This window comes from Pantoea cypripedii, assembly GCF_011395035.1.
In the GTDB taxonomy this organism is placed as follows: Bacteria; Pseudomonadota; Gammaproteobacteria; order Enterobacterales; family Enterobacteriaceae; genus Pantoea; species Pantoea cypripedii_A.
This window is the reverse complement of the sequence record NZ_CP024768.1, coordinates 2433282-2447641: the sequence shown is the minus strand read 5'-3', so window position 1 is coordinate 2447641 and position 14360 is coordinate 2433282. Positions and strand designations below refer to the sequence as shown.

Annotated in this window: 15 protein-coding genes; 10 read left to right on the top strand and 5 right to left on the bottom strand. The window is 53.7% G+C overall.

Going from position 1 to position 14360, the window contains the following annotated elements; all coding sequences use genetic code 11:
• Positions 1-7 precede the first annotated feature (7 nt).
• From cobA to flhE, 6 genes are all read left to right on the top strand, one after another.
• Positions 8-823: a uroporphyrinogen-III C-methyltransferase gene (gene cobA, locus CUN67_RS11420; RefSeq protein WP_208715404.1), complete on the top strand. Its 816-nt coding sequence runs from the start codon at positions 8-10 to the stop codon at positions 821-823.
• 135 nt (positions 824-958) lie between these two features.
• Positions 959-1855 (top strand): Rpn family recombination-promoting nuclease/putative transposase, encoded by an 897-nt coding sequence (locus CUN67_RS11415; protein WP_208715403.1) that lies wholly within the window; start codon positions 959-961, stop codon positions 1853-1855.
• Positions 1856-1891: 36 nt separating this feature from the next.
• The gene (locus CUN67_RS11410) at positions 1892-2092 is read left to right on the top strand and encodes a hypothetical protein (protein WP_254711333.1); all 201 of its coding nucleotides are present in this window, start codon (positions 1892-1894) and stop codon (positions 2090-2092) included.
• A gap of 154 nt (positions 2093-2246) precedes the next feature.
• Entirely contained in the window at positions 2247-3401 is a 1155-nt protein-coding gene (gene flhB, locus CUN67_RS11405; protein WP_208715402.1) for a flagellar biosynthesis protein FlhB, read from the top strand.
• Positions 3394-5481 carry a flagellar biosynthesis protein FlhA gene (gene flhA, locus CUN67_RS11400; RefSeq protein ID WP_208715401.1) on the top strand — a complete coding sequence of 696 codons (2088 nt, stop codon included), beginning with the start codon at positions 3394-3396 and terminating at the stop codon, positions 5479-5481. The genes flhB and flhA overlap by 8 nt, the downstream gene beginning before the upstream one ends.
• A 1-nt stretch (position 5482) precedes the next feature.
• Positions 5483-5878 (top strand): flagellar protein FlhE, encoded by a 396-nt coding sequence (flhE, locus tag CUN67_RS11395; protein ID WP_208715400.1) that lies wholly within the window; start codon positions 5483-5485, stop codon positions 5876-5878.
• Positions 5879-5923: 45 nt separating this feature from the next.
• Here flhE and CUN67_RS11390 read toward each other — a convergent pair whose 3' ends face one another.
• From CUN67_RS11390 to CUN67_RS30585, 3 genes are all read right to left on the bottom strand, one after another.
• Complete coding sequence (locus CUN67_RS11390; RefSeq protein WP_208715399.1) at positions 5924-7057, bottom strand: lysozyme inhibitor LprI family protein; 1134 nt, start codon at positions 7055-7057, stop codon at positions 5924-5926.
• A 118-nt stretch (positions 7058-7175) separates the two neighbouring features.
• Positions 7176-8906, bottom strand: coding sequence for an arginine--tRNA ligase (gene argS, locus CUN67_RS11385; protein WP_208715398.1), 1731 nt, complete (start codon positions 8904-8906; stop codon positions 7176-7178).
• A 176-nt stretch (positions 8907-9082) separates the two neighbouring features.
• Positions 9083-9205, bottom strand: coding sequence for a hypothetical protein (locus CUN67_RS30585; protein WP_276329370.1), 123 nt, complete (start codon positions 9203-9205; stop codon positions 9083-9085).
• Between the two features lie 314 nt (positions 9206-9519).
• Between CUN67_RS30585 and CUN67_RS11380 the strand changes: the two genes are divergently transcribed.
• Positions 9520-10080 carry a VOC family protein gene (locus CUN67_RS11380; protein ID WP_208715397.1) on the top strand — a complete coding sequence of 187 codons (561 nt, stop codon included), beginning with the start codon at positions 9520-9522 and terminating at the stop codon, positions 10078-10080.
• Here the strand turns inward: CUN67_RS11380 and CUN67_RS11375 are convergent.
• Positions 10077-11222 (bottom strand): MalY/PatB family protein, encoded by a 1146-nt coding sequence (locus CUN67_RS11375; protein ID WP_208715396.1) that lies wholly within the window; start codon positions 11220-11222, stop codon positions 10077-10079. The genes CUN67_RS11380 and CUN67_RS11375 overlap by 4 nt on opposite strands.
• Before the next feature lie 87 nt (positions 11223-11309).
• Here CUN67_RS11375 and cutC point away from each other — a divergent pair, with 87 nt between their 5' ends.
• Together cutC and CUN67_RS11365 are read left to right on the top strand one after the other, a co-directional pair.
• Entirely contained in the window at positions 11310-12062 is a 753-nt protein-coding gene (gene cutC, locus CUN67_RS11370) for a copper homeostasis protein CutC (RefSeq protein ID WP_208715395.1), read from the top strand.
• Positions 12063-12380: 318 nt separating this feature from the next.
• Entirely contained in the window at positions 12381-12644 is a 264-nt protein-coding gene (locus tag CUN67_RS11365) for a hypothetical protein (protein WP_208715394.1), read from the top strand.
• 138 nt (positions 12645-12782) lie between these two features.
• Here CUN67_RS11365 and CUN67_RS11360 read toward each other — a convergent pair whose 3' ends face one another.
• Positions 12783-12971, bottom strand: coding sequence for a ribbon-helix-helix protein, CopG family (locus CUN67_RS11360; protein ID WP_208715393.1), 189 nt, complete (start codon positions 12969-12971; stop codon positions 12783-12785).
• Positions 12972-13473: 502 nt separating this feature from the next.
• On the opposite strand from CUN67_RS11360, the gene CUN67_RS11355 reads away from it, so the two are divergent.
• Entirely contained in the window at positions 13474-14322 is an 849-nt protein-coding gene (locus CUN67_RS11355; protein ID WP_208715392.1) for a hypothetical protein, read from the top strand.
• Positions 14323-14360 lie beyond the last annotated feature (38 nt).

Genomic DNA, 14360 nt, shown 5'->3' with positions numbered 1-14360 from the left:
GGCCATCATGACTCAGGCAATCAAGACACTGGATAAATTGTTTAACCCGCACGGATCGGATGTGTCGCAGGGTGAGGTATGGCTGGTGGGTGCCGGGCCGGGCGATGTAGAGCTGCTGACGCTAAAAGCGCTGCGGCTGATCAAAAGCGCGGATGTGGTGGTCTACGACCGGCTGGTCAGTGACGACGTCATGGCGGAAGTACCCGCCAGCACGCTGGCGATTGATGTCGGCAAAAAACCCGGCAGCCACGGGTTAAAACAGGCGCAGATCAATCAACTGCTGGTGGATCTGGCGCGGAGCGGGCGCAATGTCGTGCGCCTGAAGGGGGGCGATCCTTTTATTTTTGGTCGCGGTGGCGAAGAGATGGTTTGTTTACAGCAGGCCGGGATTGAATGCCGGGTGGTGCCAGGGATTACAGCAGCAGCGGGCTGCGCAGCGGCCAGCGGCATTCCACTCACTCATCGCGATTGCGCCCAGTCGCTGCGACTGATTACCGGACACGGTAAAACCGGCGAACCTCAGTTGGATGATCATAGCCTCGCCGCCGCCAATCAGACGCTGGTGTTTTATATGGGACTGAAATGGAGCGCCAGTATTAGCGCGCAGTTGCAGGATCAGGGGCGCGTTCCGACAACCCCGGTTGCCATTATTGAGAATGGCACGCGGCCAGAGCAGCGGGTGCTAATCACCACCCTCGGGCAGCTGAGTGAGACCGTGGCCCGCGAGCAGCCGCAATCACCGGCGTTGTTGCTGGTGGGGGAGGTGGTGAGTTTTTATCGTGAGTCCCGCGTTGCGCTGAGAGGATTGGCGTTTGTGAAATGATCATCGACTGATTATTTCCTGAAGCCAGACTGAATCCCTTAAATTCACCTGACATTTCCACCACTTAAATTTCAGAGGGCTGTCCCCTGTGCTAACGTCCAGCCACTTTCTTTACGGACGACAGGAATCACGGTTATGCGTGTCTCAACGGCACCTCATGATGCGCTGTTCAAAAAATTTCTCAGCCATCTGCCGGTCGCCAGGCAATTCCTGGAAATTCACTTACCGGCAGAAATACAGCAGCATTGCGACCTGGATTCGCTGCAACTGGTTCCGACCACCTTTATTGAACGAGATCTGAGCGCTTTTTATTCTGATGTTCTGTTTTCGATGAAGACCGCCTGCGGGGCAGGATATATCTATACTTTAATCGAGCATCAAAGTTCCCCCGATAAACATATGACCTTGCGCATGATGCGATACAGCATTGCCGCCACGCAGCGTCACCTCGATGAAGGTCATCGTGAATTACCCATCGTGGTGCCGATGCTGTTTTATCAGGGGAGGGTCAGCCCCTACCCATATTCTATGAACTGGCTGGAATCATTTCGCAATCCGAAGCTGGCTGAACAGATCTTCTGTCGGCCCTTCCCGCTGGTTGATGTTACGGTCATTCCAGACGAGGAAATCATGACGCACCGGGATGTGGCACGGCTTGAGATGGCACACAAAATCATCCGCTTGCGCGACATGCTGGAGAATATTGACCCAATGGCAACCTTGCTGGCGGTGGATTACAATGACGATCTCTCGATCGACGTCATATTTTATTTACTGCGACATGGAGATACGGACAACAGGGAAAAAGTCGTTGATATTTTGAGGCTGGCCAGACCGCAACTTGAGGAAAAGATTATGACGATTGAAGAGCAGTGGAGGCTGGAATCACGTCAGGAAGTCACACTGGAAATGGCACGCCGTATGTTGGCAGAAAAACTGGATCTTAACACCATCATGAAAGTGACAGGTCTCAGTGATGATGAGTTGCAACAACTCAATTCCTGGCTATTCCACAGTAAATCATGCCGCTAAGACAGCTGTGCTGCGGTAATTTCCTTTGAGGAAAAGATGATGACGATTGAAGAGCAGTGGCAGCTGGAGTCTCGCCTGGAAGGGCGTCAGGAAGGGCGTCAGGAAGGGCGTCAGGAAGGGCGTCAGGAAGTTACGCTGGAAATGGCACGGCGTATGCTTGCGGAAAAAATGGATTTCAACACCATTATGAAGGTGACTGGCCTCAGTGATGGTGAGTTGCAACAACTCAATTTCTGAACACCCCGCGCTAAATCATGCCGCCACTTCATCAGCCCTGGCGGTAATTTCCCTTATGGCTAAATAAACTGACATTTTCCCCCCTTAATCCACGCTTTAGCGCCAGCGCCTTTTGGCATTCTATGCTCAGAATTCCAGTCAGCAGAGGTATGTCGTGGCTGAAGAGAGTAGCGACGAGGACAAAACAGAATCGCCCACAGCGCACCGACTTGAAAAAGCGCGCCAGGAGGGGCAGATTCCGCGTTCGCGCGAGCTGACGTCATTACTGATGATGTTGTCCGGCATCATGATTTTATGGCTGGGTGGCACCAGCATGGCGCGACGGCTGGCGGCGATGGTGGCGACAGGTTTTCGTTTTGATCATGGCATGGTCACTGATGACAAGGTGATCGTGGCGCATATCAGTACCCTGATTGGTCAGGCGGTGCTGGCGGTGCTACCGCTGATGGCCGGATTGGTGCTGGTGGCGATTGCGGCACCGATGCTGCTGGGCGGTATCGTCATCAGCGGTAAATCAATCAGCCTGGATTTCACCAAACTCAACCCGTTAAGCGGCCTGAAACGTATGGTGTCAGGACAAACCTGGGCTGAGCTGCTGAAAGCTGTCCTCAAGGCGGTACTGGTGGGGGCGGTAGCGGGCTGGTATGTCTGGTCACACTGGCCGGAGATGCTGCGCTTAATCAGCGAGTCTCCCATGAACGCGCTGGAACATGGCATGAACATGATCGCCGTGTGTTGTGCGCTGGTGATGCTGGGCCTGATCCCGATGGTCGGCTTCGATGTGTTCTGGCAGTTGTACAGCTACTTCAAAAAATTACGTATGTCACGCCAGGATATTCGCGACGAATTCAAACAACAGGAGGGCGATCCTCATGTTAAAGGGCGAATTCGTCAGGCGATGCGCGCCGCTGCACGCCGCCGGATGATGGCCGACGTGCCCAAGGCCGACGTGATCGTCACCAACCCGACGCACTACTCGGTTGCGCTGCAATATAACGAGAAAAAGATGAGCGCACCGAAGGTCATCGCGAAAGGGGCAGGTGAGGTGGCGCTGAAAATTCGCGAACTGGGCAAAGAACATCGCGTACCCATTCTTGAAGCACCGCCGCTGGCGCGTGCGCTATACCGTCATACCGAAATTGGTCAGTTCATTCCAGGTGCACTTTATGCGGCGGTGGCCGAAGTGCTGGCGTGGGTCTGGCAGCTGCGACGCTGGAAGCGTGAAGGCGGCATGATACCGAAGAAACCTAATAATCTGTCGGTCCCGGCAGAGATGGACATTCCAGGAGAGAATAGAAACGATGGCTAATCTGGCCGAAAAGCTGCGGTTACCGGGCAACTTCAAAGACACACAATGGCAGGTACTGGCTGGTCCGGTACTGATCATGATGATCCTGTCGATGATGGTACTGCCGTTACCTGCGTTCATCCTCGACCTGCTGTTTACCTTTAACATTGCGCTGTCGATCATGGTGTTGCTGGTGGCGATGTTCACCCAGCGCACGCTGGATTTCGCGGCATTCCCCACTATTTTGCTGTTCTCCACCTTGCTGCGTCTGGCACTTAACGTCGCCTCAACGCGTATCATCCTGCTGGATGGGCATACGGGTGCCGCTGCGGCAGGCCGTGTGGTAGAAGCCTTCGGCCACTTCCTGGTCGGCGGTAACTTCGCCATTGGTATCGTGGTGTTCATCATCCTGGTGATCATCAACTTTATGGTTATCACCAAGGGTGCTGGCCGTATCGCCGAAGTGGGCGCACGTTTTGTCCTCGATGGGATGCCCGGTAAACAGATGGCGATTGACGCCGACCTGAACGCCGGGTTGATCGGTGAAGAGGAAGCTAAACGTCGTCGCTCTGAAGTGACACAGGAAGCGGACTTCTACGGCTCGATGGACGGTGCCAGTAAGTTTGTGCGTGGTGATGCCATCGCCGGGATCATGATCATGGTGATTAACGTGATCGGTGGCCTGCTGGTGGGTGTGGTGCAGCACGGTCTGGATCTGGGGCATGCCGCGGAAACCTATACGCTGCTGACTATCGGTGATGGCCTGGTCGCGCAGATCCCGGCACTGGTTATCTCGACCGCAGCGGGTGTCATCGTGACACGCGTCAGCACCGACCAGGACGTTGGCGAGCAGATGGTGGGCCAGCTGTTTAACAACCCACGTGTGCTGATGCTGAGTGGCGGGGTGATCGGTTTGCTGGGCCTGGTGCCGGGTATGCCTAACTTCGTGTTCCTGTTGTTCACCGCAGGGCTACTGGGGCTGGCCTGGTGGTTGCGTGGCCGTCAGATGCAGCCGAAGAAACAACCGGAATCCTCCAGTGTGGTGAAAAGCCAGGAGACGCCTGCTACGGTTGAAGCTTCATGGACCGACGTGCAACTGGAAGATTCACTCGGCATGGAAGTCGGCTATCGCCTGATTCCGATGGTCGATCATCTGCAAAACGGTGAACTGCTGGGGCGTATCCGCAGTATCCGTAAAAAAGTGGCGCAGGAGGTGGGCTTTCTGCCGCCGGTGGTACATATCCGCGACAATATGGAGCTGCCGCCTGCCCGTTATCGCATCCTGATGAAAGGGGTGGAAATTGGCAGCGGTGATGCTTATCCGGGACGCTGGATGGCGATTAACCCTGGCACCGCAGCCGGTACCCTGCCGGGTGAGGCGACTATCGATCCCGCCTTCGGCCTGGCTGCGATCTGGATCGACAGTGCGTTAAAAGAACAGGCGCAGATTCAGGGCTTCACCGTGGTGGAAGCCAGTACCGTGGTGGCAACGCACCTCAATCATCTGATTGGACAATATGCCAGCGAGCTGTTTGGTCGTCAGGAAGCGCAACAACTGCTGGATCGCGTGACGCAGGAAATGCCGAAACTCACCGAAGATTTGGTGCCGGGCGTCATTACCCTGACCACGTTGCATAAGGTCTTGCAGAACCTGCTGACGGAGCGAGTGTCGATTCGCGACATGCGCACCATTATCGAAACCCTGGCCGAGCATGCACCGGTGCAGACCGATGCGCAGGAGCTGACCAGCGTGGTCCGTGTGGCGCTGGGCCGTGCCATCACCCAGCAGTGGTTCCCGGGCAATGGGGAAGTGCAGGTGATTGGTCTGGATGCCACGCTGGAACGTTTATTGTTGCAGGCGTTACAGGGCGGCGGCGGTCTGGAACCGGGTCTTGCCGATCGTTTGTTGCATCAGGCACAGGATGCGCTGCAACGTCAGGAAATGCTGGGTGCGCCGCCGGTGCTGCTGGTTAACCATCCATTGCGTGCGTTGCTGGCGCGCTTCCTGCGCCGCAACCTGCCGCAGCTGGTGGTGTTGTCTAATATGGAGCTGACGGATAACCGCCAGATTCGCATGACTGCCACCATCGGAGGCAAATAATATGCGTCGCGTCTGGCCGGGACTGTTTCTGCTACTGCCCTTGTGGGCAGTAGCAGCAGATGGCGCGTGGCATGCCAGTGCCAGCGGGCCGACTCTCGGGGCGCGCGGTAACTGGCTGGCTTCTCCACCGTTGCGTGCCACAACCAGGGTGCAGGGGACGATTTCACGGGTGAGCTGGCGTTATCGACTGAGCCGTCCGGCGCCTTCCGGGCTGGTGGTACGTCTCTGTGCCAGTCAGCGTTGTGTGTTGCTGGAGGGGGCGAGCGGGACGACGCGCAGTCTGGCGCACATCGCTGCCGATGAAACCTTGCATCTGGCGTTTGGCTTTAACGGCCGGGGTGCCGTGCCGCCAGGCCTGCGGGTTATCAGCAGTGAAGTCACGGTAAATTATCAGTAGTGTATCCGGGAACGCAGACCTGCGTTCCCGTGGCCTCTCAAAGGGTTAATTACGCACCCTGATCACGCCATATTTTGCCGCCTGATCCTGAAAAACCACATCACCTGTATTGTTGTTGATGATTTTTATCGTCAGGACATCGCTGTCCATGCTGTTTTGGGCAAACAGGGCAAAATTTTTCGTCAGCAGAATGTGCAGGCCATCGCTTTTTTGTTCGCCCGCCTGGCTGGGATAATTTCCGCTGTTCATGTTGTACAGGGTAGTAATATTGTTTTGCGTGATTTTCAGATCGCTGTCATTGAAACAGTTATCGACATAGTTGGGGATGACCACCGGACCGCAGGTCAGAATCGCCGTAAATCCATCCTGATATTTCTCCTGCTGGGCAATTTTATATTTTATGGCCTGAATATTTCTCGCGGCCAGTGGGCTGCCGTTCTGCCCGGCTTTTTCATACCAGAACAGAGATTGTTGCAGATCCAGCGGGACCCCGACGCCTTTCGCATAGCTATATCCGAGATCGATCTGTGCGTCGGCATTGTTCGCTTCTGCCGCCTGCCGGGTGAGCTGCATACCGCGAGGGATATCTTTGGTGACGCCCTCGCCAAAGGTGAGCAAATATCCCAGATGTGCCATCGCGGCGGTGTTGCCCGCTTTTGCCGCTGGTTCCAGCCAGGTTAACGCGGTTCTCTGTTGTGCAGGCGTACCTTGACTCAGCTGAATACCTAACTCGGTCTGGGCAGCAACATCGCCGGATTCGGCTTTCAGCTCAAGCGGAGATTTGGCTGGCGCAGCGGCGGGTTTGTCGGCGGCGGGTGGCGCGGGAGCCGGGGCTGGAGTTGGAGTTGGGGAGGAGGAGGGGGCCTGGGTGCCGGTCAGTGTAGTCAGATCCCGGATACGTCCCTGATAAGCGGATTCCAGAGCCTGAATGGTGGTGGCTTTATTTCGGATGTCCTTGAGCCAGGCCAGCTGTGTTTTGCGTAACAACGCTTTGTTTTGCGGCTGTTGCTGAAGGGCGCTGTTATACAAGGTGCTTAATTGCGTATCCAGAGTGGACAGCTCAGGTGTGGCACAGATTGTCAGCTCAACAAATCCTGTGGCTTTGTTACAGTCAAATGAGGCGCTGTAAGCAGCGGGAACCGATCCCAGTAACAGGGCGGCTAATAACGTTCGTTTCATTTTCTTCCTCAGTCACCATCCATTGATGAAAGGTACTATCGGCGGAGGAAGGCGGGGCTTTAAGAGAAATCAGGCCCTCCGGCACGGAAGCGAGTTCCGCGCCGGGGGGCAGGAGGGATTACATCCGTTCGACGGTTTTGATACCGAGGGTATCCAGACCCTGTTTCAGGGTTTTCGCCGTCAGCGCCGCCAGTTGCAGACGGCTATTACGCACCTGCTCATCTTCCGCTGACAGGATCGGGCAGTGCTCGTAGAAGCCGGAGAACTGACCCGCCAGATCGTACAGATAAGCACACATCACGTGCGGTGTGCCGTCACGCGCAACCTGGGTGATCACTTCTTCAAATTGCAGCAGACGAGTCGCCAGTTGGGCTTCACGTTCTTCTGTCAGCACGATAGCGCCTTGCAGGTTGTCGGCATCAATCCCGGCTTTACGGAATACCGACAACACGCGGGTGTAGGCATATTGCATATAAGGTGCGGTGTTACCTTCAAAGGCCAGCATGTTGTCCCAGTCGAAGACGTAATCGGTGGTGCGGCTTTTTGACAGATCAGCGTATTTCACCGCGCCGATGCCAACCACTTCCGCCAGATCCTGCAACTCCTGCGGTGTCATATCCGGGTTTTTCTCGCTGACCAGCGCCAGTGCGCGCTCAACCGCTTCATCCAGCAGGTCGGCCAGTTTAATGGTGCCGCCGGTACGGGTTTTGAAAGGGCGGCCATCTTTGCCCAGCATCATGCCAAATGCGTGATGCTCCAGCGGCACGCTCTCAGGCACGTAACCAGCTTTACGCACGATAGTCCATGCCTGTTGCAGATGCTGATGCTGACGTGAGTCGATGTAGTACAGCACACGGTCAGCATGCAGGGTTTCATAACGGTATTTCGCACAGGCGATGTCGGTGGTGGTATAGAGGTAGCCACCATCTTTCTTCTGCACAATCACGCCCATCGGGTCGCCTTCCTTGTTTTTGAATTCATCAAGGAACACCACGGTTGCGCCTTCGCTGATCACCGCCAGACCTTTCTCTTTCAGGTCGGCAACGATGCCCGGCAACATGTCGTTGTACAGACTTTCACCCATCACATCTTTACGCGTCAGGGTGACGTTCAGGCGGTCATATACTTTCTGGTTCTGACTCATGGTGATGTCGACCAGCTTTTTCCACATGCTGCGGCAATATTCATCGCCACCCTGCAATTTCACCACATAGCCGCGTGCGATCTCGGCGAAAGCTTCGTCTTCGTCATAGGTGCGCTTGGCTTCGCGGTAGAAGGCTTCGAGGTCAGCCAGTGCGATATCTTCATGATGTTCGTTCTGCTGTTTTTCCAGATAGGCAATCAGCATACCGAACTGCGTGCCCCAGTCACCGACGTGGTTAGCACGGATAACATGATGGCCGAGAAACTCCAGCGTGCGCACCGCAGCATCACCGATGATGGTGGAACGGACGTGACCTACGTGCATTTCTTTCGCCACGTTCGGTGCGGAGTAGTCAATCACCACGGTTTCAGGTGTCACGCTGCTGACGCCAAGACGAGGTAAGGCCAGCGCCTTTGCCGCCTGCTCCGCCAGCCACTGGCGATCGAGGAAAATATTAATGAAGCCGGGACCCGCGATTTCAACTTTGCTGGCAATGCCGTGCAGATCAAGATGCTGGATCACCTGCTCAGCCAGCTGACGCGGTGCCTGACCGAGCTTTTTTGCCACCGCCATGATACCGTTCGCCTGGTAGTCGCCAAATTGCACCTTAGCGGACTGACGAACCTGGGGTTCGCAATCGGCAGGCGCACCTGCTGCGATCATTGCCTGACCGACTTTGTCGGAAAGAAGAGCCTGAATATTCACCGCGTTACCTTCATATGCTGAAATGGCCCGCCTGCCATAAGCGAGCCGTTGTCGTCATCCCGCAGAGGCGCTCTCGGGCTGGCGGGACGGAAAAAATAAGAGGGGAAGTATACGTGAAATGATAGAGTGCGTCAGCAATCGGTTCAGACTGAAAAATAGAGGAAACACAGCGCCGATTAACGGCGCCGTGCAAAGCGACGAGGATTTTTAACGCTTTTGTCTTCACGCACCTTCCAGTGGCGGGAAATTGCAAATCCCATCAATGCAATCAGGACCGCGACAACAATGAGCATAGACATAGGGCCATTCCTTTTATTTGAGTAGTCACAAATTTATAAGAAAGGATTTCAGGCTGCAATTGTTTGCAGGCTAAATAAGACTTATCTCATTGTATTAATTATATTTATTAAAAACAGATGGTTAAGGCACTTTCATAAAGTAACTTTTGGTCCTGGGGTTGCGATTAATCCGAATTGAAAGGCGGTTTTATAAGGTTTTACGGGGTTTTAGCGTCGAAATCAGATGATTCCGACAGTTATGCCTGGAGAAATTCAGATTCTGCAAGGATCTACATTGATTAAAAAATCTGAACTAATCGCGAGGTGATTAACACATGACGATGATTTTTCCTTCGGAACTGAAGGATTTGGAACAGGACCTGCTTCGCTTCGAACAGGCATTACTGCAATTTGCTGAACGTTTGGGATTGCAGCTTGATCAGCACGAGGCCGATCATGTGGCGGTACGTTGCCATCAGTACGCTACGGCGGAACGCTGGAAACAGGGGTTGTTGCAAATCGGCAGCCAGTTTTCTGAAGCCATGATCAATGGTCGTCCGATTTGTCTGTTCAAATTACATCAACCACTCCAGCTGGCGGGATGGCAGGTTGAGGTGATCGAGTTGCCGTGGCCGGGTGAAAAACTTTATCGGCATGAAGGCTGGGAGCACGTTGAGATTGTCTTGCGTGGCGAGCCGGAAACCTTGGGTATGCGGGCAATGGCGCTGCTGGCCGATGAAGCGCTGCTGCAGCCAGGCATTTCGTTTAAAACCAGTACGCCACAGGGAGAGAAAGAGCGTTTGCCCAATCCGACCCTGGCCGTGACGGATGGGCAAACCACCATTAAATTTCACCCGTGGCGACTGGAAGAGATCGTCGCCAGCGAGCAGGCTTAGCGACGGGTTGCCACCGCACGTTGCAGGCGAACAACGGCTTCTTCCAGCGTGGCACGGGTGCAGCCAAAATTGAAACGAACAAAATTGTCGTCGCCAAAATCACGACCCGGCGAGAAACCCAGCCCGTGCTGTTCAAACCACCGTGCCGGGCTGGCAACAGCAAGCTGGCTGGCATCGATCCAGCCCAGGTAGGTCGCTTCCGGTGACACCATGCTGAGTTCTGGCAGGGCATTAACCTGTTCCACCAGCCAGTCACGGTTGGCGCGCAGATAATCAAGCTGCGCCGCCAGCCAGGCATCGCCCTCCCGCCAGGCCGCTTCTGCCGCGACCAGCGCCAGAATATCGACTGCAGGGACAATTCCCTGACGCGTCTGATTAAAACGTTTACGTAATTCCGGGTCAGGGATGATCGCCATTGAAGCGCCCAGCCCGGCAATGTTGAAGGTCTTCGACGGTGAAATCAGGGTGATGCTGCGCTGCGCCGCGTCTTCGCTCAGTGAGGCGAAGGGGATGTGCTGCACACCGGGACTGAGGATCAGGTCGCAATGGATTTCGTCAGAACAAACGATCAGGTCATGTTGCTGTGCAAAGGCCAGCTGTGCCAGCAACTCCTCACGACGATAGGCAGTGCCGCCAGGGTTTTGCGGATTGCACAGCATCAGCAGGCGTTCGTTACCCTGCATTTGTTCACTCGCCGCCGCCAGATTCATTAGCCAGCGCTGATTTTGTAACCGAAGCGGTAAGTGGATTTGACCTCGCTCCGCCAGTTTAGCCGCAGCGCGAAACGGAGGATAAATGGGGTCAGGAGCGACGGTGCTTTGCGTGGGGTCGGTAAATGCGCGGACCGAAAGATTCAGGCCGCTGACGACGCCGGGCAACAACACAATCCATTCCGGCTGAATCTGCCAGCCATAGCGCTGCGCCAGGCGGGAAATCGTGATATCAATCAATCCGCTCGGCGTACGGCCATAACCGAAAACACCATGCTCTGCCCGGTTTTTTATCGCAGTAATCACACATTCCGGGGAGCGAAAATCGGTGTCAGCAACCCATAGTGGCAGTACATCCTGATCGCCATATTTGTGCCATTTCAAACTATCGCTGTGACGGCGGTCTATCCATTGGTCAAAATTGAATGCCATAGTTAGTTTTCCACGTAAACTGTCTTCATTGAGCAGACTAACTTAAGCAATCTTCCCGAGCCAGAAGTCATGTGAAAGGAGAAAATTATGACGAAACTGGAAATATGCTGCTACGGCATCGACTGTGCAATGACTGCGCAGCTGTCCGGTGCTGATCGTGTGGAGCTATGTAGCGCACCACGTGAAGGGGGGCTGACGCCATCAGCGGGTGTGCTGGAGGCAGTACGACGTCAGGTGACAATTCCGGTGCATCCGATTGTTCGGCCACGCGGCGGTGATTTTTGTTACACCGCCCATGAGTTCGAGGTGATGAAATCGGATGTGGCGTTGATGCGCGAACTGGGTTTCCCTGGTCTGGTCATTGGTATGCTGGATGAAGACGCACATGTCGATATCACCCGCATGCGTCAGATTATGGCGTTGTGCGATGGTATGGCGGTCACTTTTCATCGCGCCTTTGACTTGTGCCATAGCCCAAAGCGCGCGCTTGAGGTGCTGAATGATTTGGGCATCGCGCGTATTCTGACTTCGGGTCAGCAGCAAAGCGCGGAAACCGGAATTCCATTATTGCGGGAACTAAATGAGCAGAACGTGGGTCCAATCATTATGGCCGGGGCAGGGGTGCGTCTGAGCAACCTGCAGAAGTTTCTGGATAACGGTATCCAGGAGGTTCACAGCTCGGCTGGCCGCTTAGTCGCCTCCCCGATGCGCTACCGTAAAGCTGGGGTGTCGATGTGTTCTGAAGCGGAAACCGATGAATTCAGTCGCTACTGCGTTGATGGTGATGTGGTTGAAGCCATGAAAAGCATGATGCAGATGAACACCGTCCGGGTAGCCTGAAATCACGCCAATTTTGCCGCGCAGCACGCCGAAAGCATGACGTGATGTTTGCAAGTACCAAACCCCAGTTTTTCTTGCTGGGGTTCTTTTTATCTAAAATATGCGTCTGACTCTTCGCACAGTAACGAAATGCGATGGATCATAGAAATATAAATCCGTCAACCCGCCAATATTAAACTCACACAATCTCCATATTGTCATTAACATGACGTGCAAACAAAAGAACTTATTACAACTAAAAGCACGGATGATTTTGTGAACCAGAGCATCCGTGTGTCATCAATGTAGTGCCTTTGGCTGGGGTAAATGGATATGACCATGATTTCACAAGAGAAACTTGTAACTCTGAATCGTATGCGCAACGGAACGGATTATAAGTTACGCGGTGATAAAGCAGTCGGTGTGGAAGTCAGACATGATAATGTGCGGAAAAAACGCAAAGAGGTCACCTGCCGGAGTCTGGCACCATTGATGCGTGAAGGCTTAATTGATTTCGTGGTGATTGTCAGTGATATGACACGTTATTACGAAGTCAGACTTACCGAAGAGGGTGAGAAGGTAATAAGGAGCAAGCCACGATAATATTATCGGGAATAATATCCCGTCATCACTTTTAATGATGGATAAACTATGAATCGTAGCGGCGCGATTTATCGCGCAATATTATTTTGCGTCAATATCAACCCTCGCCGCTACGAGTCAGGACCAGAACATGACAGGTTATTGCTGTTTCAGCGACTGCTCATAAATATCAATGGCATTTGCGATGATGGCTGCCTGAGATATCCCGGAATGGCTGGCGAGTAACTCGATTCTGTCAATGGTATTGAGATGGAGTTTATAAGTTTTGGGCTTCATTCCACGCTTTTCATCGCTGCGTTTCTGAATGTCGCTGGCTGATTGAATCATGCTTAAACCCTCCGTAGGGTCAGGAAAACCAGGGTATGGATGTTCTCATTAAGTTCGCCCTCGGGATTATAAAATAGCGCCGCTAAGCTTAATCTCCTGAATAACCTCACTATAGTGGGTTAATCAGACTTGACTTTGTTCAGAAGACTTTTTTTAGTTTTAAAATCCATGAAGTCATGCAATGGCAGAAGCTAACATCGAATGAGGTGTGCAATCCGGAGTTAAATAACTAAAGCAAAGTTTAAATAAACTTTTGCGACTTGTATTTTGTCAGTTGTGCGGTGAATCCCCCTGTGCGGTGGGGCAAAGCCAGGCATTCTGACGTGTCATGCGGGCCGGGATTATGGCTTAATCGGCTCACCGGGAGGCACCCGGCATCGCATATTCTTATGTTGCCATCTCTCTCTCCTTTCCCTTTGTGATGATCGCCGCAAGCTGACCGTAGCGCATCATGGAAAAAGATGCTTACATTGAAAGTTAAGGCTATTCACGGATAACCATCATGAAATCCATCCCTTGTGCCGTTTTACTGCTGCTTTTACCGCTCAGTGGCGCTGCGCTGGCCGTCAGCACTGCCTGCCTGCCGTTGAGTAAAAACATCACCAATAGCAATAACTGGATCATGCTGGGAGGAAATGCGAAAGGCGCAGTACGGCAGGTGATCGCGGGCGAATTTGGTAAAGATGTTGATTCACAGAAACGCATTCTGGGGCAGTTTGATCCCTGCGGCGATTTGATGGTGGCGGACATTACCTACGATAAAAGCGAAAGTAATGTCGTGCTGAGCATGGAACAACACATTGCGCGTGTGCAGGGGGGCTGGGTAGCTGAATACGCCTATCTGGTGAAAGTCCTGAAAGAGGGTAAAGAAGTGGTGGTGGATAATCGTCAGGGCACCATTAACTGGCAGATGGGGCAACGGGGCAACATCATCAGTTCCTCTGACAAATTTACCAGCATGGGGAAAAACGGCTTCACCGATACCACCTACCGCTATGACAAACATTTCCGCGTAGAAAGGAGTGTCGCGCGCGGCAGCGATGCGCTGACTAACGGCGAGAGTAGCTACAACTGGAATCCTCAGGGGCTGGTGACCAGCGCCATCAGCGCCCGCAGCAAGGATACCTACACCTACGACAATCAGTGGCGTGAGTTACGTCTGAATGGCACCGCGACCACACCGGTCAGTACCCTTCGTTCGGTGGATGAATGTCAGCTGTGGGATGAAGTGGGGAATTGCACGCTCAGTTATTTGCATGAAACCGAAGTGTTTGATAAAGGCACTATCGAACGCCATCTCAGCTCGGCCTACAAATACCAGTACTGGGACAAACCCACAGAAGAACAATAGTGCTGGTCAAATTGTAGCGGCGCGATAAATCACGCCGC

Coding starts and splice junctions, on each gene's coding strand:
- CUN67_RS11410 (WP_254711333.1), top strand. CDS start 1,892: ATGATGACGATTGAAGAGCAGTGGCAGCTGGAGTCTCGCCTGGAAGGG.
- CUN67_RS30585 (WP_276329370.1), bottom strand. CDS start 9,205: ATGTCTATGCTCATTGTTGTCGCGGTCCTGATTGCATTGATGGGATTT.
- CUN67_RS11375 (WP_208715396.1), bottom strand. CDS start 11,222: ATGGCATTCAATTTTGACCAATGGATAGACCGCCGTCACAGCGATAGT.
- CUN67_RS11360 (WP_208715393.1), bottom strand. CDS start 12,971: ATGATTCAATCAGCCAGCGACATTCAGAAACGCAGCGATGAAAAGCGT.
- CUN67_RS11365 (WP_208715394.1), top strand. CDS start 12,381: ATGATTTCACAAGAGAAACTTGTAACTCTGAATCGTATGCGCAACGGA.
- CUN67_RS11390 (WP_208715399.1), bottom strand. CDS start 7,057: ATGAAACGAACGTTATTAGCCGCCCTGTTACTGGGATCGGTTCCCGCT.
- cobA (WP_208715404.1), top strand. CDS start 8: ATGACTCAGGCAATCAAGACACTGGATAAATTGTTTAACCCGCACGGA.
- CUN67_RS11415 (WP_208715403.1), top strand. CDS start 959: ATGCGTGTCTCAACGGCACCTCATGATGCGCTGTTCAAAAAATTTCTC.
- CUN67_RS11355 (WP_208715392.1), top strand. CDS start 13,474: ATGAAATCCATCCCTTGTGCCGTTTTACTGCTGCTTTTACCGCTCAGT.
- CUN67_RS11380 (WP_208715397.1), top strand. CDS start 9,520: ATGACGATGATTTTTCCTTCGGAACTGAAGGATTTGGAACAGGACCTG.
- cutC (WP_208715395.1), top strand. CDS start 11,310: ATGACGAAACTGGAAATATGCTGCTACGGCATCGACTGTGCAATGACT.
- flhE (WP_208715400.1), top strand. CDS start 5,483: ATGCGTCGCGTCTGGCCGGGACTGTTTCTGCTACTGCCCTTGTGGGCA.
- flhA (WP_208715401.1), top strand. CDS start 3,394: ATGGCTAATCTGGCCGAAAAGCTGCGGTTACCGGGCAACTTCAAAGAC.